This is a genomic window from Vibrio sp. 1288, assembly GCF_033344475.1.
Genome location: NZ_JAWPOX010000001.1, coordinates 308,768 through 333,406, shown reverse-complemented (window position 1 = coordinate 333,406; position 24,639 = coordinate 308,768). Strand labels below are relative to the sequence as shown.

The 24,639-nt window shown below is 39.3% G+C and carries 19 protein-coding genes and 1 pseudogene; 17 read left to right on the top strand and 3 right to left on the bottom strand.

From position 1 onward, the window contains the following. Window positions 1–41: 41 nt before the first annotated feature. Entirely contained in the window at window positions 42–260 is a 219-nt protein-coding gene (locus R8O11_RS01515; protein WP_053349728.1) for a hypothetical protein, read from the bottom strand. 647 nt (window positions 261–907) lie between these two features. On the opposite strand from R8O11_RS01515, the gene R8O11_RS01510 reads away from it, so the two are divergent. The 16 genes from R8O11_RS01510 (at window position 908) to R8O11_RS01435 (ending at window position 19,968) form a co-directional block, all read left to right on the top strand. After that, window positions 908–1,423 carry a porin family protein gene (locus R8O11_RS01510; protein WP_238777848.1) on the top strand — a complete coding sequence of 172 codons (516 nt, stop codon included), beginning with the start codon at window positions 908–910 and terminating at the stop codon, window positions 1,421–1,423. Between the two features lie 66 nt (window positions 1,424–1,489). Next, window positions 1,490–4,192: an SLBB domain-containing protein gene (locus R8O11_RS01505; protein WP_226083778.1), complete on the top strand. Its 2,703-nt coding sequence runs from the start codon at window positions 1,490–1,492 to the stop codon at window positions 4,190–4,192. 302 nt (window positions 4,193–4,494) lie between these two features. Beyond that, complete coding sequence (locus R8O11_RS01500) at window positions 4,495–5,493, top strand: Wzz/FepE/Etk N-terminal domain-containing protein (protein WP_069548730.1); 999 nt, start codon at window positions 4,495–4,497, stop codon at window positions 5,491–5,493. A 43-nt stretch (window positions 5,494–5,536) separates the two neighbouring features. After that, the gene (gene rfbB / locus R8O11_RS01495; protein ID WP_226083776.1) at window positions 5,537–6,598 is read left to right on the top strand and encodes a dTDP-glucose 4,6-dehydratase; all 1,062 of its coding nucleotides are present in this window, start codon (window positions 5,537–5,539) and stop codon (window positions 6,596–6,598) included. Between the two features lie 86 nt (window positions 6,599–6,684). Then, window positions 6,685–7,560: a glucose-1-phosphate thymidylyltransferase RfbA gene (gene rfbA / locus R8O11_RS01490; protein ID WP_226083774.1), complete on the top strand. Its 876-nt coding sequence runs from the start codon at window positions 6,685–6,687 to the stop codon at window positions 7,558–7,560. A 3-nt stretch (window positions 7,561–7,563) separates the two neighbouring features. After that, window positions 7,564–9,006, top strand: coding sequence for a lipopolysaccharide biosynthesis protein (locus R8O11_RS01485; protein WP_318193861.1), 1,443 nt, complete (start codon window positions 7,564–7,566; stop codon window positions 9,004–9,006). A 1-nt stretch (window position 9,007) separates the two neighbouring features. Beyond that, entirely contained in the window at window positions 9,008–10,105 is a 1,098-nt protein-coding gene (locus R8O11_RS01480; protein WP_318193860.1) for a DegT/DnrJ/EryC1/StrS family aminotransferase, read from the top strand. Next, window positions 10,102–10,677 (top strand): acyltransferase, encoded by a 576-nt coding sequence (locus tag R8O11_RS01475; protein ID WP_069549458.1) that lies wholly within the window; start codon window positions 10,102–10,104, stop codon window positions 10,675–10,677. The genes R8O11_RS01480 and R8O11_RS01475 overlap by 4 nt, the downstream gene beginning before the upstream one ends. Further along, window positions 10,664–11,554 carry a 1-aminocyclopropane-1-carboxylate deaminase/D-cysteine desulfhydrase gene (locus tag R8O11_RS01470; protein ID WP_318193859.1) on the top strand — a complete coding sequence of 297 codons (891 nt, stop codon included), beginning with the start codon at window positions 10,664–10,666 and terminating at the stop codon, window positions 11,552–11,554. The genes R8O11_RS01475 and R8O11_RS01470 overlap by 14 nt, the downstream gene beginning before the upstream one ends. A gap of 3 nt (window positions 11,555–11,557) precedes the next feature. Continuing rightward, window positions 11,558–12,559 carry an ATP-grasp domain-containing protein gene (locus tag R8O11_RS01465; RefSeq protein WP_318193858.1) on the top strand — a complete coding sequence of 334 codons (1,002 nt, stop codon included), beginning with the start codon at window positions 11,558–11,560 and terminating at the stop codon, window positions 12,557–12,559. Beyond that, window positions 12,556–13,479: a glycosyltransferase family 2 protein gene (locus R8O11_RS01460; protein WP_318193857.1), complete on the top strand. Its 924-nt coding sequence runs from the start codon at window positions 12,556–12,558 to the stop codon at window positions 13,477–13,479. Before R8O11_RS01465 ends, R8O11_RS01460 begins: the two co-directional genes overlap by 4 nt. A 334-nt stretch (window positions 13,480–13,813) precedes the next feature. Then, complete coding sequence (locus R8O11_RS01455; RefSeq protein ID WP_318193856.1) at window positions 13,814–14,890, top strand: EpsG family protein; 1,077 nt, start codon at window positions 13,814–13,816, stop codon at window positions 14,888–14,890. Window positions 14,891–15,114: 224 nt separating this feature from the next. Continuing rightward, on the top strand, window positions 15,115–15,993 hold the full coding sequence (locus tag R8O11_RS01450) for a glycosyltransferase family A protein (protein ID WP_318193855.1): 879 nt from the start codon (window positions 15,115–15,117) through the stop codon (window positions 15,991–15,993). Between the two features lie 67 nt (window positions 15,994–16,060). Further along, window positions 16,061–17,335: a hypothetical protein gene (locus R8O11_RS01445; RefSeq protein WP_318193854.1), complete on the top strand. Its 1,275-nt coding sequence runs from the start codon at window positions 16,061–16,063 to the stop codon at window positions 17,333–17,335. 6 nt (window positions 17,336–17,341) lie between these two features. Further along, window positions 17,342–18,160 carry a glycosyltransferase gene (locus tag R8O11_RS01440; RefSeq protein WP_318193853.1) on the top strand — a complete coding sequence of 273 codons (819 nt, stop codon included), beginning with the start codon at window positions 17,342–17,344 and terminating at the stop codon, window positions 18,158–18,160. Between the two features lie 47 nt (window positions 18,161–18,207). Then, on the top strand, window positions 18,208–19,968 hold the full coding sequence (locus tag R8O11_RS01435; protein WP_318193852.1) for an acyltransferase family protein: 1,761 nt from the start codon (window positions 18,208–18,210) through the stop codon (window positions 19,966–19,968). Window positions 19,969–20,384: 416 nt separating this feature from the next. Here R8O11_RS01435 and wecA read toward each other — a convergent pair whose 3' ends face one another. Both wecA and R8O11_RS01425 read right to left on the bottom strand, forming a co-directional pair. After that, a complete protein-coding gene (gene wecA / locus R8O11_RS01430; protein WP_318193851.1) occupies window positions 20,385–21,467 on the bottom strand; it encodes a UDP-N-acetylglucosamine--undecaprenyl-phosphate N-acetylglucosaminephosphotransferase in 1,083 nt (360 codons plus the stop codon). A gap of 401 nt (window positions 21,468–21,868) precedes the next feature. Further along, a pseudogene (locus R8O11_RS01425) lies at window positions 21,869–23,200 on the bottom strand (MBL fold metallo-hydrolase RNA specificity domain-containing protein). 239 nt (window positions 23,201–23,439) lie between these two features. Between R8O11_RS01425 and R8O11_RS01420 the strand changes: the two are divergent. Next, entirely contained in the window at window positions 23,440–24,606 is a 1,167-nt protein-coding gene (locus tag R8O11_RS01420) for a nucleotide sugar dehydrogenase (protein ID WP_226083750.1), read from the top strand. The last annotated feature ends 33 nt before the right edge of the window (window positions 24,607–24,639 follow it).

Here is a 24,639-nt window from a genome sequence, read left to right as displayed (position 1 = left end):
TAGATCAGGGCGATTGTTTCCATATCTACAAAACTAAAAAATTATTTAGTTACTGAAGTAGAAGTAGAAGTAGAAGTAGACGTTGAATCGCTGTCTGACGCTGCAACCGCTACTACAGTTACTGCTGCTGCTGCACCTACCGCTACTGCAGTTGTACCAGTTGCAGACGCAGATGCTGCACCAGCAGAACCTGCTTCTTCAGCTGCAAATGCAGTTGATGCGCTTAGAGCCATAAGAATAGCTAGAGCTGTGTTCTTCATTATTAATCCTTGTATTTCAGATTTTAAAACATCGATGTTTGGTCTGTTTAGAACATACCATCGTTCATTTTAGTTAAAAAACAATCAGCATGTAAACAGTTTCCTATGTGAATTTGCCTAATGTAAAGAAGGATTGTTGCAAAACTGGGAATTGAGAAGAGAGAACTGCTTAGGTTTGATATTTGTACTGAATCAAAATGCGTCTTCGACTGCGTTATTTACGGTCACCTCTGAATTTACGCAAACGTTCACATTTTTTACTCAATGCATCCGTAGTTGTGTTCTGTTTTAAGAGGCTGGCAGCCAGTGTTTTTCTCATTCGTGAGAATTTACGAACCATAAACAGAAATCTGAGACGTTTTTGCCCCCTTGCTGTTTTGCGCTAATACATGCATAATTTGCCAGCTTTTGTGTTGCGTTTATAAAAGATTGTTTTTTTGAACGGTTAGTCGCAAAAGTGAGGCTTAAAAAGAATGTTTATATCAATAAACCGAATGAATCGGGAATCAGCGAACAGTGGCTAACGCGTAATGCCGCCGGGCGGTAGCGTGTAAACGCACAAGCGAAATTGAAAAAAGTTAACAGACATTCACTGCGCGCGTCGTTCATAATGTGCAGCGGTCAGTCGACACCCAAGGAACACTTACGTGATTAATAAACGACCATGGCTAGGGGCGTTGAGTGCAATCAGCTTAGGCTTGTGCTCATTTTCTGCCTCAGCAGATTTTTATGCTGGTGCGTTAGTAAGTTACTCTAACGCTGAATTTCATCATTCCTCTTCTCCAGTAACCGAGGGAAACCCTTTCCTTCTTCAAGCGCAAGCTGGTTACTTCTTCAATGATTACCTCGCTTTTGAAGCACGTTACGGAACTTCTGTACAACGAGATAGCGGACTTGCAGTAGATAGTCTTGCGAGTGGTTTTATTAAGTTGAATATGCCTGTCTCCGAGCGTGTAGCACTTTACGGACTTGCCGGTTATTCTAGTGTCCAGATCGACCAACAAAATGTAGGCCCTAATAAAGATCAAGGCTTTAGCTTTGGCTTAGGTATGCATTATGCTTTGGGCAAGCAGAATGCAGTTATTTTTGAGTTTGTTGATAGCACATCTGAAGACCAGGCACGCTTGAACGCACTTACTCTTGGCTTTCAACACCGATTTTAATTAAAGACCTAGCGCCTAGTTTTGTGGCTAGGATTTTTAACTCCTGACTTTAAATAGCGAATTATCATGCTCAAAGGATATTTCTCGATAGGTGCTTGCATTCTAGCAAGCCTATTTGCGCCACTTACTCATGCGCAGACTCCAACCCCAGAACAAATTCAAATGTTTCAGAACTTGCCAGCAAACCAGCAACAAGCATTGGCGAGTAAGTATGGTATCTCTATTCCTTCCGGCGCTTCTTCTCAGCCAAGTAGTTATCAGAACCCTCAAGTGATTGAGCAACGCCCGGCTGCTAGTAGTGCTATTGAGGCAAAAGCTAACGACTCAGAAGACTCAGAAAAAGGTGAACAAGGTTTAAAGCGTTTTGGTCTAGATTTATTTGCTGGTTCACCGACGACGTTTGCACCAATTAGTGATGTACCTGTGCCTGCTGACTACACGGTAGGAGCTGGTGATGAAATCGTTATCCAACTTTTTGGTAAAGAGAACACAACGCATCGTCTTCGTGTTAATCGTGCAGGCATCATCAACTTCCCTTCCCTTGGTCCTGTTCACGTGGCCGGCATGGCATTCTCTAATGTGCGTGATTCTCTAAACCAGCGAGTAAAAGAGCAAATGATTGGTGTGCGCAGCGACATTTCGCTAGGTGAAATGCGCACCATGCAAGTTTTTGTTATGGGTGATGCGTACAAACCAGGTGCTTACACAGTTAGTGCACTAACCACAATCTCTCAAGCGATTTATTACAGTGGTGGCTTTAGTGAGAGTGGTGCCCTGCGTAACGTGCAACTTAAGCGTAATGGTCAGGTTATTCGTAAACTTGATATGTACGACCTGTTACTTAAAGGTGATGCGCGTAACGACATTCGCTTATTACCAGGAGACGTGGTCTTCATCGGCGCATTGGGTAACACGATTTCAATTGATGGTGAAGTAAACCGCCCCGCAATCTATGAAATCAAACCAGGTGAAACCTATAAGCAAGCGATTCAAATGGCTGGCGGTTTTACCGCTAACGCTTATAGCGATCAAATTGAAGTGAAGCGTTATGCAGCGAAAGGTTCTCGCGATGTATTAACACTGAACTTTAGCCAGTCACATGACCAGCAAACTAAAGTCAAAGATGGTGACGCCGTTAATGTACTGAAGAAGAGTGAAGAATTGACTCGTTACGTACAAATTGAAGGTGATGTTCGTCATCCCGGCTTTATTGAGTGGAAGAACGGTCTGCGAATCGCAGACTTATTCCAATCCGTTGATACCTCATTTAATTCTACTGCAGATGTAAACTATGCTGTAGTTGTTCGTGAGATTAACCCACAACGTGACATCGAGGTTTATCAAATTAACCTTGCTAACGCGATTCTTTCGCCGAGCGGCAAAGATAACCTAAAGTTAAACTCACGTGACCGAGTGCTGGTATTTAACCGTTTCAATAATGAAGATTTAGATACCCTTGCAAATCAAGATACGGTTACGAAAGCGAAAACGCTTGAGCAAGCACAGTTTAAAGCCGAGCTGGATCAACAAAAAGAGCAAGAAGTTATGAGCTCTTCTGTTGCAATACCTTCAGCGACAGACAATATGTCGAAGGGGCTATCTTCAACTGAAGAATCAGAACAGCCGAAAATCATATTCCGTGGTAAAGAAATTACCAAAGAAGACTTTGAAGCATTAAAACAAAATACGCGCCGCACGTTACTTGCTCCTGTTCTGCTACAGCTTCAACAGCAATCGCGTTTGGGTTTAGCTCCGCAGATTGCAGAAGTCTTCGGTGAGGTAAAACACCCAGGACGTTACCCAATTACCCCACGTATGACGATTTCTACCTTGATTGAAGCTGCTGGTGGTCTAACTTATGACGCATTCACCATTAACGCCGAGTTAGCTCGTACAGTAATAAACAGTAGAGATGAGCGCGCTTCTATTGATGTTGAGCGTATTGATTTACGCCAAGCTATCAAGGGTAGCTCTGCTGACGATGTCGTTATTGCTGGTCGTGATCGCCTAAACATTCTTGAGAAGCCAAATGTCAAACTGCAAAGCACAGTAACGTTGCAAGGCGAAGTTCGCTTCCCTGGTACTTATACTGTCCGTCAAGGAGAGACCTTAGGCGAGTTACTTGAACGTGCTGGTGGTCTAACCGAATTTGCACATCCGCAAGGGGCTATTTTTACTCGTGAGGCTTTACGCCTTAAAGAGCAAAAGCTATTAAACCAATATGCCGCAGATATGCGAGCAGAAACAGCGAAGAAAACCTTCCGCGCAGACAGCAACATGGGCTCGGTGATTTCTGACCCAGATAAAACACTCAAGTTTGTTGAAGAAGCAAGTCGTAGTAAAGCCCTTGGACGTATGGTCGTACAGCTTAATCGTATCCTAAAAGAGGAGCGTTCTGCCGACTTTATGCTAGAAGACGGTGACTTCCTATTTGTGCCAACTTTTCGAAACACGGTTTCGATCATGGGTGAAGTTCAAGTTCCAATTACATATCTATTGGATAACAAGCTAGATGTGGATGATTACTTGAACAAAGCTGGTGGCGCGAAAAAACAAGCAGACGAAGACCGTATCTTCGTTGTACGCGCAGACGGCTCGGTTTACAAACCTACATCAGGCTACTGGTTCGGTAACAACCATGAAGAGCTAAAAGCGGGCGACACAATTGTTGTGCCAATTGATACCGACTACCGCGATGCACTAAGTACTTGGACCGCTGCCACGCAGATTCTTTACCAAACAGGTGTAGCAATCAACGCGCTGAAGTAAGGTATTAATAAGTAACTTTCAGCCGTTAAACAAGGTTTAAAACTCATTAGTAGTGAGAGCTTATGTGATTGTTTAAGTCGCATAAGCTCCTCTAGTTAGTACGACTAACCTAATGCAATAAATATTGCTGAAAGTACCTTAACGGTATTAGTCACCTTAACAACCTGTCATTCCAGCGAGCCGAAGCGAGACTAGGAATCTAGTTGCTGCATGGCTGAATGTTGAAAGTGAAATTAATCTATCAAGTTTCACCAACCTCTGAGTCCAATACAACGAACCTCAGAGCTTAGGATTAAAGACCAATGGAACCCCAAAAAGAACCCAATCCAAACTATCTACCGTACCCACCAAATTCCCAACAATCAATTGATGATGAAATCGACTTACGCGAACTGTTTGGCGCATTATGGAAAGGAAAGTGGATCATCATTGCGACAACATTTGCCTTTGCCGTGGGTGCAGTACTTTACGCCCTAAGCCTACCAAACATCTACAAAGCCGATGCTCTATTAGCACCAGCTGAAAGCTCGAATGGTGGAGGCTTGTCAAAAATGGCTGGTCAATTAGGTGGTCTTGCGGCACTAGCAGGTGTTAACTTGGGTGCCGGTGAATCTTCTCAAACAGATTTAGCTGTGCAAGTAATGAAGTCTCGCCAATTTATTGAAGCATTCATCAAAAAGCATGATTTGCTCGTCCCTTTAATGGCGGCAAAAGATTGGGATTTAGCGAACAATACACTCATTTTAAATGAAGAGCTTTATAACCCAAAGACAGGAGAGTGGTTACGTGAGCCTAATGGTATGCGTGGCGTAATACCAACCGCGCAAGAAGCGTTTGAAGTATTCAATAAAGAAGTGTTGAGTATTAACCAAGACAAAGAGAGTGGTTTATACACCGTTTCAGTAAAATACTACTCTCCATACGTAGCTCAGCAATGGGTGAATTGGTTGGTTGAAGATATCAACAAAGTAATGCGTGAACGTACGATTGCTGAAACTTCACAAAACCTGGCCTATTTAAATACTCAGCTACAAAAAACCGCTGTGGCTGATATGCAAAGTACGTTTTATAAGTTGATTGAAGAACAAACTAAAAGCTTGATGCTTGCAGAAGTACAAGAAGAATTTATCTTTAAGGTACTCGACCCTGCAGTTGTACCTGAGGTGAAAGATAGCCCCAAGCGCGCCTTGATTTGTGTGCTAGGGACATTGCTAGGAGGTTTGCTTGGAGTGGCAATTGTTTTGGTGCGCTTTGGTTTCCGAAATAACGAAAATTTTGAGACCCTAGACCCTAGACCCTAGACCCTAGACCCTAGACCCGTATATCAAGAAAGAGCAGTATATTATGAAAATTCTCGTCACTGGCGGCGCTGGTTTTATTGGCTCAGCAGTCGTTCGTCACATCATTAACAATACCACTGATAGTGCAGTGAATGTTGATAAACTCACCTATGCCGGCAACCTAGAATCTCTTTATGAAATAAAAAATAATGAGCGCTATGCATTCGAACAAGTCGATATTTGCAATCGCTCTGAGCTTGATCGCGTATTTGCACAGCACCAACCTGATGCTGTGATGCATCTAGCCGCAGAGTCTCACGTTGATCGCTCTATTGATGGACCAGCCGCATTCATTGAAACTAACATTGTTGGCACCTATGTATTACTTGAAGCAACGCGAGCATACTGGAACACCTTAGATCATGATGCAAAAAAGACATTCCGTTTCCATCACATCTCTACAGATGAAGTGTATGGTGATTTAGAAGGTACAGACGAGCTATTCACAGAAGAGACGTCTTATGAGCCTTCAAGCCCTTACTCTGCATCCAAAGCATCTAGCGATCATCTGGTACGAGCGTGGTTACGCACATATGGTTTACCAGTCATTGTGACTAACTGCTCAAACAACTATGGACCTTACCATTTCCCTGAAAAGCTCATCCCGCTGATGATCTTAAATGCTCTAGAAGGGAAAGCGCTGCCTGTTTATGGTGATGGCATGCAAATCCGCGATTGGTTGTTTGTAGAAGATCACGCCCGTGCACTCTATAAAGTGGTAACCGAAGGTGTGGTAGGTGAGACCTACAACATTGGTGGTCATAACGAAAAAGCCAATATTGAAGTGGTGAAAACCATTTGTGACTTGCTAGAAGAATTGGTGCCAAATAAGCCACTTGGTGTTGAGCAATACCTTGACCTCATTACTTATGTCACGGACCGCCCTGGCCACGATGTTCGCTATGCGATTGATGCGTCAAAAATTGAGCGTGAACTTGGATGGAAGCCAGAGGAAACGTTTGAATCAGGTATTCGTAAAACCGTGGAATGGTATCTGAATAACCAAGAATGGTGGTCTCGAGTCCTTGACGGTTCCTATTCTCGCGAACGTCTTGGTGCTAACTAAGCACTCTAGCATTTTTCCATTGTTTTGGTTCTTAGCTCTTGGTTTTTCCTAGAGCTTAGGACCTGCCAACCTAGGACCTAGAATACATGAAAGGTATTATTCTCGCTGGTGGTTCGGGCACACGTCTCTACCCAATTACCCAGGGCATTTCAAAGCAGTTACTTCCCGTTTACGATAAACCAATGATCTATTACCCGCTGTCAGTACTAATGCTTGCGGGCATTCGAGATGTTCTAATTATCACGACACCAGAAGACCAAGACAGCTTTAAACGCTTACTTGCCGATGGATCTGCTTTTGGTATTAAGCTTCAATATGCGATTCAACCAAGTCCCGATGGCCTTGCGCAGGCTTTTGTTATTGGAGAATCGTTCATTGGACAAGATTCGGTTTGCTTAGTATTGGGGGACAATATTTTTTGGGGGCCCAATTTTACTCCGAAATTAAAAAGTGCGGTTGAGAATGCCAAGCAAGGGAAAGGAGCAACGGTATTTGGTTACCAAGTAAAAGATCCTGAGCGTTTTGGTGTGGTTGAGTTTGATGAGAATAGAAAGGCGATCTCTATTGAGGAGAAGCCATCTCAACCGAAAAGCCACTATGCCGTGACAGGTCTCTATTTTTATGACAACCAGGTAATTGAGTTAGCCAAGGAAGTTAAACCCTCAGATAGGGGGGAGCTAGAGATCACGACACTTAATGAAATGTATCTTAATAAAGGCAAGCTTAACGTGGAAATGCTTGGCCGAGGTTACGCTTGGCTAGATACAGGTACACATGAAAGCTTGCTTGAAGCTGCTCAATTTGTGGAAACGATAGAAAAGCGCCAAGGCTATAAAATTGCGTGCTTAGAAGAGATTGCTTATAACCAGAATTGGTTGAGCCGTACAGGAGTGGAAGAAAAGGCTAAGTTGATGAGCAAGAATGACTATGGAAAGTACTTATCAGCACTATTGAAAGATTAGTCAATGCCGAACTTAAAACAAAAAGTGACCACAGGCCTAAAGTGGAGTGCGATTGAACGCTTAACGACACAGCTAGTTCAGTTATTAGTGATGTTAATACTCGCACGTTTACTAGGTCCGAGTGCATTTGGCTTAATAGGAATGCTTGCCGTATTTATTGCAATTAGTCAGGTATTTGTTGATAGTGGCATGAGTTCTGCGCTTATTCGCAAGCTTGACAGAACCGAGCATGACTTCGCAACAGCATTCTATTTCAATATTGCTGTTTCATTATTATGTTATGCATTGCTCTATGCTTGCGCCCCCATGATCGCCACGTTTTATGAGCAACCTGAACTCAACTCACTAATGAGGTGGATTGGGTTTGTCGTGATCATTAACGCGTTCACAGTTATCCCCAAGGCGAAACTGACGATAGAAATGGATTTTAAGACGCAAGCTAAAGCGTCTGTATTATCGGTTTTGATTAGCAGCGTCGTTGGCCTCTTAATGGCGTATCATGGCTATGGGGTTTGGTCACTCGTGGCCCAGACGCTTACGTTTGCCTTCGCGAACGCCGTCCTTATAAACCTAATTTATCGTTGGCGGCCAACACTCGGTCCTTCGCTAAAATCATTTAACGAACTTTTTGGTTTTGGCTCTAAACTTCTTGTGTCTGGACTGATTGATAGTATTTATCAGAATATTTACCAGTTAATCATTGGTAAACAGTTTAACGCTGTCGATGTAGGGCATTTTACTCAGGCAAATCAATTAGCGAAAGTGCCGGCTCAAACGTTTACAGCGATTATTCAACGGGTCACCTACCCAATGCTCAGTGAAATGCAAGAGCACCCGGAAAAACTCAATGCTGCTTACTTGCTAACCTTGCGTTTAGCGGCTGCTATTATCTTTCCGTTGTTAATGGGTTTAGCGATACTGGCTGATATCTTATTGCCTATGATATTAGGTGAAGTTTGGGAGCCAGCTGCTATATTAGTGAGTATATTAGCTTTTGGTCTAATACTCTATCCAATACATGCCATTAACTTAAATTACCTCAAAGTAAAAGGGCGTTCAGACTTATTTTTAAAATTAGAGATTATTAAAAAGGTCATCACAACTTCAATATTATTCATTACAGTTCCACTAGGGGTTACTGCTATTTGTATTGGTGTTGTGGTGCAGTCTCATATATCTCTACTAATCAACACCTATTATAACGGGAAATTGGGCAAGCTCACGTTGATTTCTCAACTCAGAGGATTGCTCCCCATTTGGCTACTTAGCTTTTCTGTATGCATACTAAGTAGAATGATTGCTGAAATCGTTGCAATAAATAGTATAGTGATAACTTTATTAACACTTTTTATTGCAATTCCATTATATATTCTGAGTGTGAAAGTATTTCAAAATGATTTATATCAACATGTACTTTCGGCTCTTTTAAAGAAAAAAAACAGATAATATGACGAAAATAACGGTAACTTCTCCTCTACTTCCGCCATTAGATGAATTGACCCCTTATCTTGAAGATATTTGGTCTAGAAAATGGTTAACGAACAATGGCCATTATCATCAGGAATTAGAGAAAGCACTTTGTGAATACCTTGATGTTCCATTTATTAGCTTGTTTTCTAATGGTACGCTTGCGTTAGTAACGGCTCTGCAGGCATTGGATCTAAAAGGGGAAGTGATCACGACGCCTTACAGTTTTGTTGCAACAAGCCACGCAATCATGTTGAACAACCTAACACCAGTCTTTGTCGATATTGATCCAAATACCTTTAATATCGCCCCTGCACAAATCGAAGCGGCGATAACAGAAAATACGTGTGCGATCTTGCCTGTGCATGTTTATGGCAACCCATGTGATCATCAAGCTATTCAGAGTATTGCGGATAAGCATAACTTAAAAGTGGTATACGACGCGGCTCATGCATTTGGCGTAAGAAAGAATGAAGAGTCAGTCTTGAATTTTGGTGACATGTCGATTTTGAGTTTTCATGCTACCAAAGCCTACTCCACCATTGAGGGGGGAGCCATTGTTTGCCATACCCAAGAAATGAAAGATAAACTGGATAGGCTGAAGAACTTTGGATTTGAATCTGAGACGCAAATCTCGCTCCTAGGGACAAATGCCAAAATGAACGAGATACAAGCCGCTTTTGGTTTGGCAACGTTAAAGCACATTGATGAGGCGCTCGCCAAGCGTAAAGAGGTCGCAGAGTTTTACGAGCGACGCTTAGCGCCTATAGATGGCATCAACACATTTACAGCGGAGTCGAATGTAGAGTTAAATCACTCGTACTTCCCAATCCTCATTGATAAAGAAGTGTTGGGTGTGACTCGTGATGAATTATTTGATGCTCTCAAGGAAAATGGAATCTTAGCAAGGAAATACTTTTATCCACTCATTACAGATTTCAAAGCATATAGTAGATTTAAAAGAGAGTTCCCTTACTCAAAAGAAATTTCCAACAGCATAATATGCTTACCTATACATGCAGATTTGACAGAAGAAGAATTGAGAAAAATAGTTGACCTGATAGGAGTTTATAAATGAGTTATTTAAACAGAGAGCAGTTGCTGAGTATTGGTTTCAAAAGCATAGGTCAAAATGTCAAAATTAGTGATATGGCGAGATTTTATAACCCAGGAAAAATTTCTATAGGTAATAACGTTAGAATTGATGACTTTTGTATTGTGTCTGGAAATGTGTCTTTAGGAAATAACATACATTTAGCAGTTTACAGCTATATCACAGGTTGTGATGCTGGTGTCGTGATGGAAGATTTTTCTGGATTAGCATATGGAGTGAAAGTATTTACTGATTCTGATGATTATAGTGGAGTGAGCTTGACTAACCCAACAGTACCAGATGACTACAAACCAAAGAAAATTTCAAAACCGGTATTGATAAAGAAACATGTTATTATCGGTGCTAATTCGATTGTATTGCCAGGGGTGGTTTTAGGTGAAGGTTGTGCCATTGGTGCGTGTTCCATGGTAACAAAGAGTACAAAGGAATGGCGAATATATTCAGGTATTCCTGCTAGGGATTTAAAAGCTCGCAAGAAAGATTTACTAAAACTTGAGGCAGAATATTTAGAAGCTAAACATAATGACATTAATTAATAAGGTATTAATCAATACGCAAGAAATATATGTAAAAAGAGATGATCTATATCCAATTATTGGTGGTGGTAATAAAGGACGAAAAGCTAAATACATTTTAGAAAAGTGTATTTCAGATGGATGTAATGCAGTCGTAACTTGTGGTGGGATTCAATCCAATCATACTCGAGCAACGGCAATTCGATGCAAAGAATTGGGGTTGGAATGCACGATAGTTATTCATGCCGAGCCTAGAGAAAAATCATCAGGAAATTTGAAGCTATTAGAGCTTCTTGGTGTTCGAATAGTCTACTGTGAAATGAAAGATGTAGCTGCTGTTATGGACGCTGAAATGCTTCGCTGGTCTTCGCTAGACTACTCTCCGTTTTATATTTGGGGGGGAGGGCATTGTTATGAAGGAACGCTAGCCTATTTTGATGCAGTTAAAGAGTTAAAAGAACAGACAAATATCCAATTTGATGCAGTGTTTGTTGCTAGCGGAACCGGAGCAACACAGGCCGGACTACATTGCGGTTTCAAGCACTACTTTCCTGGCGCCCAAGTTTATGGCATTAGTGTTGCTCGAGAAAAACAACGTGGTTATGAAGCGGTAAAAGACTCAGTTGCTGAGTTTATTGGGTATAAAAACCTTGATAGCAGTTATCTTGATGATATCAACTTTGATGATTCGGCAAACTGTGGTGGTTACGAACAAACGAATGCTGACCTGCTGAGTCTAATTAAGTCTGTCGCCACAAGTTCGGGGATCATTCTTGACCCTACCTATACAGGGAAAGCTTGGTTAGGTATGGAAAACTATATTAAAAATCAGGTTGTAAGGTCAGATGCGAAAATTTTATTTTGGCATACTGGTGGATTACTAAATTTAATGGCTTAACGAATGAATATACTGTTAACTTCCGTAGGTCGAAGAACCTATTTAGTCAATTATTTTAAAGATGCATTGAAGCCTCATAATGGCCAGGTTTTCGCTGCCAATAGCATAGAGACGTATGCTTTGAAGCAAGCGGATGGTTTTACTATAACCCCCCCAATATACTCAGAAGGTTATATCGATTATTTGGTCAACTATTGTCTTAAACACGATATTCAAGCCATTATTTCATTATTTGACGTTGACTTGCCAATATTATCTAAGCACAAGTGTGAATTCGAAAGGAATGGTATACGTGTAGTCGTCTCCAATGAGTCCGTTATTGAAATATGTAATGATAAATGGAAGACATATCAATTTTTAATAAGCCACAATATCGCGACACCTAAGACATATCTTTCGCTAAAAAACGCTCATGACGATATCGAGAATTTATCGTTTCCGCTGATTGTAAAGCCTCGCTGGGGTATGGGGTCAATTGGTATTTACAAAGCGGATGATATGGATGAGCTAAGCATTTTTTACAAAAAAGTGACGAATGAGATTAAATCATCATACCTGAAATATGAATCTGAGAGTGATATTGAGCAATCGGTTCTTATACAACAATGTATTTCTGGACCCGAGTATGGAATCGAAGTTATTAATGATCTTGATAAGAATTACGTCACGACTTTGTGTAAGCAAAAGCTTGCAATGCGCTCTGGTGAAACGGATCAAGCGATAACCTTAAACAGTGAGAAGCTTGAAGCGATAGGGAAAAGACTTTCTGAAAGTCTGGGGCATATTGCTGTACTGGATACGGACTGTTTGGAACAAGACGGCCAATATTATGTATTGGAGATGAATGCCCGTTTTGGCGGTCAATACCCATTTTCTCATTTGGCAGGGGCTGATATTCCTAAGCAAATTGTCGAATGGCTAGTTGGCAACGGTACTAAGCAAGAATTTGTTGAGATAGATAATGCAGTTGTAGTATCTAAGGACTTGACACCAGTAATATTATGATGAAAGAAGTGTTGACACCACCAAAGCCAAAAAAAGAGTCTGATATAATGTCACGTTGGTGTGACAGAGAAATAGTTATATCCATACTGTGCATTTCGTACAATCATGAGAGATTTATATCAGACACTCTAAATTCTATTCTTTCTCAAGAAACAAAATATAGGTTCGAAGTTATTATTCATGATGATCTTTCTCAAGATAATACTCGAAGCATTCTTAAAGAATATGAAAAAAATTACCCAGAAATAATAAACCTTATACTTCCAGATGAAAATCAATATAGCAAAGGCGTTAAGCCTTTTGATATTTGCAAAAAAAAGGCAAAAGGTAGGTATATAGCAATTTGTGAAGGAGATGATTTTTGGTGCGATGTCGAGAAATTGGAGAAGCAAGTTACATTTCTTGAGGAAAATTCGGAATATATTATTAGCTGTCACGATGCAATTGTTATTAATGGCGATAACAAAGTTATAAACCATTCGAAACTCCCTGATAGACACAAAAGAGATTTGTCTGAATCAGAACTTTCTAGGTGCAAGGGATACTTGTTAACATTATCATGGGTTTATCGAAACGTTGACATTCCGCAATACAATGAAATTAGTAAAGTGGTTAATGGTGATACATTTTTCTGTTCAGTGTTAGGTATGTATGGTAAGGCAAAGTTTCAAAAAGAAGTCTTACCTGCAGCATATCGAGAGCACTCATCAGGAATCTGGTCTAAAACTACTCTTGAAAATAGAAGAATTACGCTACTAAACACATATTACTGGCTATTCATTTATCACAAGAGAATTGAATCACCTTATGGCTACCATTTCTTGTTGTTAATCATAATTACATCGATTAGTTTGTTTGTTAAGGTCTATGGAACAAGGAAGCTATTAAATAGTATAATTAAAATGCTCTTTAGGAAATAGATTGTATGCAAGGGTGACTATTTTGGGATTTATGTGTTCTTAACTATAATAAAAGTTCGATTTTTATTCGCTAGTTTAAGTTGTTGAATTAAATATAAATGTTCGCATAGTATAAAATCTGAGTAATGTACATACTCGAAAATATGATAATAATTTGGTTGTTGTTATTACCCTTGTCTTGTATGTAATTTAAAAAGATACAAGTTTAAGCGCTTTTATTTTTTAGGTCATTCATGGCATGAAATATTTGATGTAAAATAAATGTCAAAATTGTTCTGTTGCTTTAACAGTTATAAATGCTGTCTAAAGTTCGATTGTAATTAAGATAATACATATGATTGTTTACATATTCTTGCTTTCATTACTATTCTTTCTAGCCCCTGACTGTAACAAAAAAACAAAATTCGTATCATCTTGTATGTTTTTTGCTGTTTCTAGTTTGATCATGGGTATGAGAGGTATTCATGTAGGCGTAGATACAGAAGAATATTACTGGCTTTACTATCTCGCAAACAATAGACCGGAGCACTATTTTGTTAACAAACTAGAGCCAGGCTTTGTGTTTATAAATAAGTTGTTTGGATTATGGTTTCATGATGCATCAATTATGTTGTTATTTATATCATTGTTTGTAATGTTTTCCTTTTCCTATTTTGTGTACAAGTATAGCCCATCGGTTATGTTAGCTTGGTTAGTTTTTATTTCTAGCGGACAGTTTTTTGCTTTTCATAATATAGCAAGACAGTCGATAGCTGTAGCAATAATATTGTTCTCTACAAAATACATTTTAAGTAGAGAGTTAGTGAAGTTTTTACTTTTTGTTCTAATGGCTAGTGCATTTCACTACTCTGCAATTGTTTTCATTCCTGCGTATTTTGTTTTTAATTTAAGATTTAATTATTCATATATACTTTTTGCGTGGATAATTTCATTTATATTTTTTATCAAAAAAGGATTGTTACTCAGTTTTATTGATCAACTTTCAAGCGTTGTCCCTAGCATATACATCAACCTTCTTCATAACGAGGTGTTGTATTCATCAAGTGGTGGTGGGATCGGTGTAAGAGGTATTTTTATACAATGTTCAATACTGCTAGTAATTATTGCATATAAAAGCATGGCAAAAAACTACGATCAAAATAAGAATAATCTTTTAATTGTAAAACTATCATTAGTGTCGCTAGTGTTGTCAAATGTACTCTACGGCTTTAGTGTAATTACGAGGGTTCTCCATTACTACACAATATTTATTCCAATAGCGATATCTATAACTATATTTCATCTGTTTAGAGGAAAAAGTCGTATAATTATGGCGCTTTCGTTTGCTGCGATTTATACAATGATATTTTTCAGGTATTTATCAACTGACACTCATCATTTGTTTCCTTATAGTTCTTTCTTAATTAATTAGAAACCTATAGAAAAATAAACGTATCAATGATAGCTATTTTTTAACGAAAAGATTTATTGAATTAAAGCGAAGTAGAGTTTATTGGTTTTGTCTAGGAGATGGCTTAAATATCATATAAAGCCGGGCATCCTTATCTTCATTTATTTTATGGGGAATGAAATAGTAATAAATTTTTTAGAAACTTCGATCTAACCTTTTTTGAAAAGCATTATAATGAGATACTAATGTATTCAGTAGTCGTAACAACTAAAGACAGACCAACTTATTTACTCCGATGTTTAGAGAGTATAGCGCACTCAACTATTCTTCCTTATGATGTTGTGGTCATTAATGATGGCGGAGAAAAGCTCGATGTATCGTCATACTCATCATTAAATATAGATCTTACAATTGTTAATCACGATGACTCCAAAGGGGCAAATTATTGCAGAAACCTTGGGGTGTCTTTATCTAAGAAAGAGATCGTTTTCTTTCTGGATGACGACGATGCCGTGAGTAGTGACTCATTTGAAAGTCGGTTGATGAAGTTTCAAGAGTCACCTAACGTTGGCCTTGTTTATACTGGCATTCAAATAGTCAAGAGTAATCAGTTAGGCTTAGTGACACGAACCGTAATGCCAAAAACTGTCGAATGCTATGAACATGATTTACTGGCGGTCGGAAACATCGTTGGTTCTACTTCGAGAGTTGGCGTTAAAAAATCATTTTTTTACCAGGTCGACGGGTTTGACGAATCTTTGGCCTGTATGCAGGATTACGACCTTTGGATACGAATGGCCTCTGTCTGTGAATTTCGTCATGATGACAAAGCAGGCGTATTATATACGATACATATTGATGGCCAGCAAATTAGCTCTAAATATGAGAGGTTTTTAATAGCCGGGGAATACTTGCTCTCTAAATACGCTTGTTTATTTAATAAACATAAGGCAACCCGTAGATTTCTTTCTCGCTTATACTTCAAAGTTGCGCTGTCATCTCAATCAAACGTTACCAAGTTTTCGTATGCTACCAAGTCATTTATATATAAACCAAATTTAAAATCACTAGTTCTTATGTTTATTCCAGCAACTTTTATGAAGAAACTATTATCTTTGGTTTAGGTTAATCAATGAAATATGTAAAGTTAAATAGGATTAAGAACGAGTATAGTCGTAATTAGAGAGATTTATGAAGAATAGTAGACACGTTTTTTCTATCGAAGAAATGCATACCTTTGCAAAACATATGATTTGTCCAAGAGAGATTAAAGGCCAGAATCTTAATAATTTGGGAAGTTTAGGTTTAACTCATTTTGAAGCTTATCCTTATTCAGAGCGACTAAAGAAAAATAACGTAAGCTCAGACCCTAGTTTACTTCTAGATGAAATGATTCGCGTTTTTAGTAAAGAAATTGATCCCTCAAAAGAAGTGGTCATTTTACTAAGCGATGGTAAAGATTCGATGTCATTAGCTATTGCTTTATCGAAGATGAAAATTAAGTGTAAAACATTAACGTTGCTTAGAAATGGAGATCACAGTCTACGTGATTTTGTTCAACAAAAAGCACTTGAACTTGGACACACACCTTATTTTGTCGACGTAGAACAAATATTTAAAGAGTATGATAAAGAAACGTTCCTAAACGCTTGCAGAGAAATGGATAACCCAGTTCTAGATCAGGGCTTTTTGTTTTTTGTTTTTGCAATTAAGATTTTTTTTAAAAATAATGAACTTGAACCTACTTCATGTCAGTTCATTGATGGTTTGGGTAATGATGAATACTTGGGTTATTTGCCTTCAAAATCACAACTTAGAGCTTTCAAATTATCAAAGCTAAAACTTTGGAAGTACGTTCCTGAAAGTATGAATTGGTTAAAGTGGTATTTAAGATCTCCTGCGGAGGCTCAGGGAGATCTATCGGCTCTTGCATGTTTTTATTCATTTAATCATGCATTAGATATTAATAAATACTTTTCACGGATACCAAGTAGGTCAACGTCTGAATTTGTAGATTTTAGAGCATTTTCTCGGGGCAACTTTCATGATCATCAGTGTATGATTGGAAAAACCAAATCTGCGGCGCACTCTTTTGGTGCGGAAATCCTTTATCCATGGACAGATCCAACTCTTGCTTCTTATTGTTTTAACCTCCCTAGTCAAGAGAAATATGATTTTGATAGGCTTGTTAATAAAATATGCCTGAGAAAACTCTTAAAGTCAGAATTAGAATGGGAGCAAGAAAAGCGAGGCATTGACTTGTTTTTTGATATTGACCTAGATGTTATTAAAAGTTGGATTGATGAGTTTGTCGATTATGATGTTTATAAAAGAATTTTAGTCTCCGGATATCTTCCAAACTCCGTTAGGAAGCGAGCTATGCTTGAGTTGCTGAACTTATGTGGATATTTGTACGTAAATGGTATGGATAAAAATAGTATTAAAAATCTTCTATTAGATTATTAGGTTCTCATGGATAAGTTAGCTGTAGCAATGTCAGTGTATAAAACTGATAAATTGTGTTTTTTACAACAGGCAGTACAAAGTATTCTTTCACAAACGTATACTAATTTTGATCTGTACATCGAAGTAGATGGCCCTGTCAGTGATGAAGTGAGAGAGTACTTGTCATTACTGCATGATGAGGTCAATGTTTTTGTTAATTTCAACGAAAAGAATTTGGGGTTAGCATTTAGGCTTAACCAGATCATTGATAAGGTTTTAAAAACTAAAGATTATAACTTTGTTGCTAGAATGGATGCTGATGATATTTCTTGCCCGACACGTTTTGATAAACAAGTAGGGTTTCTTAACTCGAATACTGATATTTCAATTGTCGGTTCGGATGTCATAGAGTTTTCTGAAGATGGATCCGTTGACTTTTATAAGAAGATGCCTAGTGAACACTACTCTTTAGTCAATAACATAGTGAAGCGTTGTCCATTTAATCATCCTTCAGTCATGTTTAGAATAGATGTGTTTGAAGAGCATAACCTCAAATATAAAGATGAATTACAAAACACTCAGGACTATTATTTGTGGATTGATGCTATAAAATCTGGCCTCAAACTTGCTAATATTAACGAGCCATTGCTTAAATTTCGGATTGATGACAAGTTTCATTCTCGACGAGGTGTTAATAAAGCAAAGAATGACTTTAACGCAAGGATTTATGCAATTAGGGAGTTGGAATTAAGGTCTATAAATAATTACTTATTTAGCTTTGTGTTGTTTACTTTGAGATTGTCACCTGTGATGGTTAAAAAATGGGTTTACTCTAAGTTTCGCTAAAACTATATAAATCTTTTCTCTCTTTAGTGGTTATTAAGAGTCTTGCTGTGATTAATAGAAATATTCAAATTCTCAGAGGAGTATCGGTTCTCCTTGTTCTCCTATTTCATTTGGATATCGAAGCTTTTAAGTTTGGATATTTGGGTGTGGATATCTTTTTTCTGATATCTGGCTTTTTGATGCCATTAATTTTGCCAAAGTATGACGCAGTAGGCTTTATTCAAGCTCGTATCAAGCGACTCCTACCAGCCATGTCTGCGGTGGTTATTACATCGCTAATATTTGGCTATGTGTTGTTACTACCAGGAGAGTATTATAATTTAGCTCTGTCATCCTTAAGTTCTTTGCTTTTTTCGAGTCAATTTTATTTTGTTTTTAATACTGGCTATTTTGATCAAGAGTCTATATACCAACCTCTTCTGCATACCTGGTCATTAGGTAATGAGTTTCTTGCTTATATCTTGGTGTTCTTAGCATTACTTGTGTTTCCAAGAGAAAAAATGAAACTATTCTCGATGATAGTTACTATTTTTTCTTTAGCATATTTGCTGTGGTCATTAACATTTTCCTCGATAAACTATTTGGATCCTATCCCTAGAATGTTTTTATTCTTTCTCTCTTTCACTGTATCTATTGAGAGAGAAAGAATTATGTGTTCAGATAAAAGGTTACTATTGGTCTCTATAGTATCTTTCCTTCTCGCTTATTACTTCTATTGGGATGATGTAGTACAGAAAATCTGGCCAAACTATGCCATTATCCTGTTGCCTTTTATAGTCATGCCTTTGATTTTGATGAAATCGGATATAACACCATTTAATGTAGTTAACTCATTGTTTCATAGGCTTGGGGATTGGAGTTACTCGATATATATTTGGCACTGGCCAATAATAGCTTTCGAACGTATTTATCTTAGAAATGCTCATATAGGAATTTTTGAGTCTATCGTTTTACTTATTACAAGTGTTTTTGTTGGAGTTTTTTCATATCATTTTCTTGAGAAGAGGCGAGCGTTTGGTAATATATGTTCAGTGTTCTCTTTCATTATAGTATTTGCTATTGTAATTACGAATGGTGCCTCATATCGCACCCCTGAATCATTATCCAACTATACATCGGTTGAGGCGATGACGGATAGTGAGTATTTCTTGTCGCAAGAAATCTATCAAGATATTAAGGTTTTCACAATCTCTCGTGGCGTCGAAGAAGGGGTTACGCTAATCGTTGGTGATAGCCATTCTCGTCATATTCTCCCAATTTATAAATCTGGTGATAAGGGCACGATATACCGAGTGTCAATGCAGCCAGATGTATTGAATGAAAGATGGAGTTCATTTCAAAGCTTAGTTGAGCACTTTGACGTTGATAAAATAATTTTTGCTTATCGTTTACATAGAAAAGACATTGGCGACGTCGAGTCTTTGATGAGCAATGTGAACGAACTTCTTCTTTCTAGTGATTATGAGATTGATTTTTTAAGGGATATCCCATCATTTGATGGTGATCCAGTTGCATGCTTGTTCTCTATCGAGTCTGATCTTATGTTTAAGGGATGTGGTTTTGATATAAGGCTGGGGCTACCAGTTGATAAAGTATTTAATCGTACGGATCCTGTTTGGAAAGAGGTTGTTCGCAAGGCAAGCCAAGAAATTAATTTGATAGATACGCATCAACTTTTGTGTGATAAAGGGCGATGTTTGACTGAGATAAACAACGAATTTATTTTACGTGACAGCAATCACTTTAACGAAAAAATGTCAAACGCCACCAATTACCAACTTTATCATATGCTTTTTGAACCTAATTAGATTGTGTAAGTTTAATGACAGAAAAGCGAATGTTATTTAAAGCGCTACTGCTTCATAAGGATAGGGGACTTTTCGACTAAGAATGCCAGTTAGTTAGGATGGCTGGCATTTTTACTTTGTGGTTTTTTCTGAATAATATCAGTGAATCGATTGATTAGTCTTTTGGTTCTATACAGGATCAGAGACGGGTAACTAGTTGTCGCACACTCTGTGAAAACGATTTTTGGTTTAGAACCTCTAGATTTTGAAATGGTTGTTTCGTTTGTAAACCAAATCATTTTCGCGTAACCAAGGCCCTTGACGTTACTTGGTTACGCGTGAGGGGAAATGCTCATGAGAGAGGGTATCGAAGTGATTCTACTGGTAGGATTAACTGGGCATAACCACTTGAGAGTTGTTAGGTCCAGTTACTTGAATTAGGACGCATTAGATCCATGCTCTTGGGCGCTTTTATTAGTTTTGCTACGCAGGAAGCTTGTGATGCGCCAAATGTAGGCAAGTAAGATTGCATAACCAAAGAAGCAAGCAATAAATAAACCGAACATCACTACTTCCGGGACGTTGGTTGTTTCTCCGTAAATACCAAAAGAGGCGAATGCTAACGCAATGGTGCATATTGCGACTAAGGTTTGTCTTGGTCCCAGCCCTAAACGCTGGAAGATATGGTGTAAGTGTTCTCGATCCGGCTTAAATGGTGAGTCTCCGCGTCGCACTCGACGGATCATGATCGCTGTCATGTCCATTAAAGGTAGAGCAATTAACCATAATGCAGTGACTGGGCGCATTATTGGTTCAGTTTGTTCCCTCTGGCTAACACCAAGCAATAACCAAATCACGGTAAAGCCAATCATCATGCTCCCCGCATCCCCCATAAAAACCTTTCGTTCTCGGCCTAAAATCCCTAAGTTCATAAAAATGTAAGGTAGCATCGCTACGATAATCACGATGCATAGGTACGCGGCTCCGTGTTGGCTATCCACTTGCAACAAATAAGCTAACGCGCCAAGGGTGACAATGGACAAGCCACCAAGCAAGCCATCAATGCCATCCACCATATTAAATGCATTGATAGCGCCAATGACTGCAAAAATGGTAATAATGGTGCCGAGCCAACCAAGAGATATCTGGCCTAAGCCGAACATATCTCCAAGGCTATGTAGCTCAATGCCTGCGACTTTCATCATCACAATAGAAAGCAGAGCTTGAACACCCATGCGGATTTTAAAACTAAGATCGACCTTATCGTCAATGGCACCGATAACAGTCAAGGTACAAATACACAACAGGTATAACCAACTGTGTTCAATCGTATCAGGTTTAAATGTTAGGTACTGTGCGAGAACTAAACAGATTGAAATGCCGCCAACTAACGGCACAGCACCATCATGAAGCTTCCTCGCATTCGGTTTATCGACCAAACCGATTTTTTTTGCAACTTTACGCATTAAGAAAAGCGTGGCAAAAGAAGAAAAGAAGATAAAACTAAGCTCTAGAAACATAAACTGCCAACAAATTAATTTTAGTTATAACGCGATGATTCTAGCCTAAATGCAACCATTCCAAAAGATCGGATTTGTAACACGGCTGTGAGTCTTTACGCTATTCTCATCATATAGTTGAAAGCTATCTTACTCAGACGGTATTTCTCGTGCTAAAGTCAGCGCCAATAGTGATGAAATAGACTGCAAGAATATTCGCTCTCGATGCGTTGAAAGTAGTAACTTATCAATGTGTGGTTATAAGATTCCTAGTCTCGCTAACGCTCGCTAGAAAGACGATGTTCAATGGTAATTTGAAACGGCAGCGTTAAAATTCCGTATCTCGCAACTACCACCAGAGCCCTTGAAAACCGATGAACTACCAACAAACTCCCTCTAGGCCCCAGAAACCTAAAACGCTATCAATCAATAACCTTATCCCCACTCTGCTCAATCAACTCCCGCTTCGCACTGTTTTCTCCATGAATCAAGTGCACGGCTTTCGGTTTGTTATGCCTAAAATACAACGCAGCAAATCCGCTCGGCCTGCATGGCCCGAGCAGCCAGACATGGTGTGTACTTGAGCATTCTCTAGAATACGCTGTTCATCAATGGATATCGCTGGGTCTCTTTGCTTAATCGCTCGCCCTAATGTCTTTTGCTTGATAGCCTGCAAACAGCACATCATTTTTTCGTCGGGTAATAGCGCTTCTAAATAGTTAACAATGCGGCCGCCCTCACACATGCCAGATGCCGCAACGACAATAGCAGGTTCATCCGTTGAGGCAAGGCGGTTCACTAACGCTTGATGTTCTCGGTATTTATCCACCGTAATGCATTGCTCAAGTGAGAGGGTGGCGTTGATGATGCAGTTTGTTTTTTGCCTCTGTGCTCTAGAGCTTTTTAAAGTGTCGATAGGTTTTGGTGACTTGCTTAGCGAGGAGAGAGTCTAAAATATAAGCTAGAGAGGAGTGCAAGTCACACTGGTGAATCAACTGTTCGATATCAAAAAGCAGTTCTTGAGTTCTCCCAACGCTGAACGTAGGAATAAGGAGCACACTATCGTCTTTAAGTGCATGATCAATAATATAGTTTAAGCGTGGAGTACGTGTAAAAACATTATCATGTTGTTTGTTCCCATAAGTGGATTTACTAAACAAATAGTCGGCTTGTTTTGGTGATTTATGATCGGGCAGTAATGGTGTATTACTAGGGCCAAGATCCCCTGAGAAGGCAATCACTTCACTATTGGGCAGTTTGAACTCCACACATGCAGAACTAAGAATATGGCTAGCAGGTTGAAAGCGCAAATAGTGCTGTTTACCTAAGGGCAGCCATTGTTGGTCGTTGCAGGGCTTGAGTTGTTCTTTGATAACATTGAGTACCTTTTGATGCTGAAGTAATTGAGCCCAAGTTGCAGTTTTAGTCCATCTTCCAACATTAACGGTACTAACTCAGCTGTTGCCTTGGTGCAATAGATAGGGCTTTTAAAGCTAGTAGCAAGCAACCAAGGCAAGCGCCCAATATGGTCAATATGCGCATGGGTCGATACTAGGGCTTTCACCTGTCTTATTGAGAACTCAATATTCAGTGAAGCATCACGCCCACCAAACTGAATATCCTTTCCTTGGAAAAGCCGACAACCAACCAAAATACTTCCGAGAGAAAGCTTTAGCATCATGGCAAGATCCCGTCTCAGTATGTTTACCACCGTGATGGATAACACTAGCAAGGTCGAAGATGATGGTTGTCATTGTGTCTCTCTGTTTAGATTTTATGCTAATGCAAATCATAATACCTTGAAAGCGACCAACGTCGTCACTTCATCAGAATACGAAGCGCCCCGTATTCGGTATTCCAAAGTATCTCTAATTACATAATGAAATGCACAAGCTTCCAACATGTTCCACCTAGGATTTAGGCCCTAACAACCCTATGACCTTTATCCCAAATTCTGATATTCTTTAGCAAAAATAAAATGAAGGATTAATCCATGAAAATCGCAGTTGCGGGGACCGGCTATGTTGGGCTTTCTAACGCTATGTTGTTAGCTCAAAATCATGAAGTGGTTGCTGTAGACATCATTGAAGAAAAAGTGGAAATGTTAAACAATAAGCAATCACCTATTGTGGATGCTGAAATTGAACACTTTCTTGCGACGAAAACACTAAATTTTGTTGCTACCTTAGATAAAGCACAAGCATACCAAGATGCTGAATATGTGGTGATTGCAACCCCTACGGATTACGACCCGCAAACCAACTATTTTAATACTTCTTCAGTTGAGGCGGTCATTAAAGATGTGATGGCAATCAACTCAGACGCGGTAATGGTAATTAAATCCACTGTGCCTGTGGGTTATACCGCGCGTATAAAAGAGGAATTGAACTGTGAGAACGTCATTTTTTCTCCAGAGTTCCTTCGTGAAGGTAAAGCGCTCTATGATAACTTGCATCCATCTCGTATTATCGTAGGTGAGCGTAGCGAGCGTGCAGAGATGTTTGCCGGTTTGCTAGTTGAAGGCGCAGTAAAAGAAGATATTCAAGTGCTCTTTACTGACTCAACAGAGGCGGAAGCCGTTAAGCTATTTTCTAACACTTACCTTGCTATGCGTGTCGCGTACTTCAACGAACTAGACTCTTATGCGGAAGCGCACGGTTTGGATGCTCGCCAGATCATTGAAGGTGTGGGGTTAGACCCTCGCATTGGCAGCCACTACAACAACCCATCATTTGGTTACGGTGGTTACTGCCTTCCTAAAGATACTAAGCAGTTGCTTGCGAACTATCAGGAAGTACCAAACAACATTATTGGTGCCATTGTGGATGCAAACCGCACTCGTAAAGATTTCATCGCAGACTCAATTATGAAGCGTCAGCCAAAAGTCGTTGGTGTGTACCGTCTTATAATGAAAGCTGGCTCAGATAATTTCCGAGCATCTTCTATTCAAGGTATTATGAAGCGCATCAAAGCGAAAGGTATTGAGGTCGTGGTATACGAACCAGTACTTCAAGAAGAAGAGTTTTTCCATTCACGTGTAATCAAAGATCTCGCTGAATTTAAGAAAGAAGCGGATGTGATAGTCTCTAACCGTATGGTAGAAGAACTCGCTGATGTTACAGATAAAGTATACACTCGAGATCTCTTTGGTAGTGATTGATAAGTTTTTAATCCTGAGGGCCAGTCGTCATTG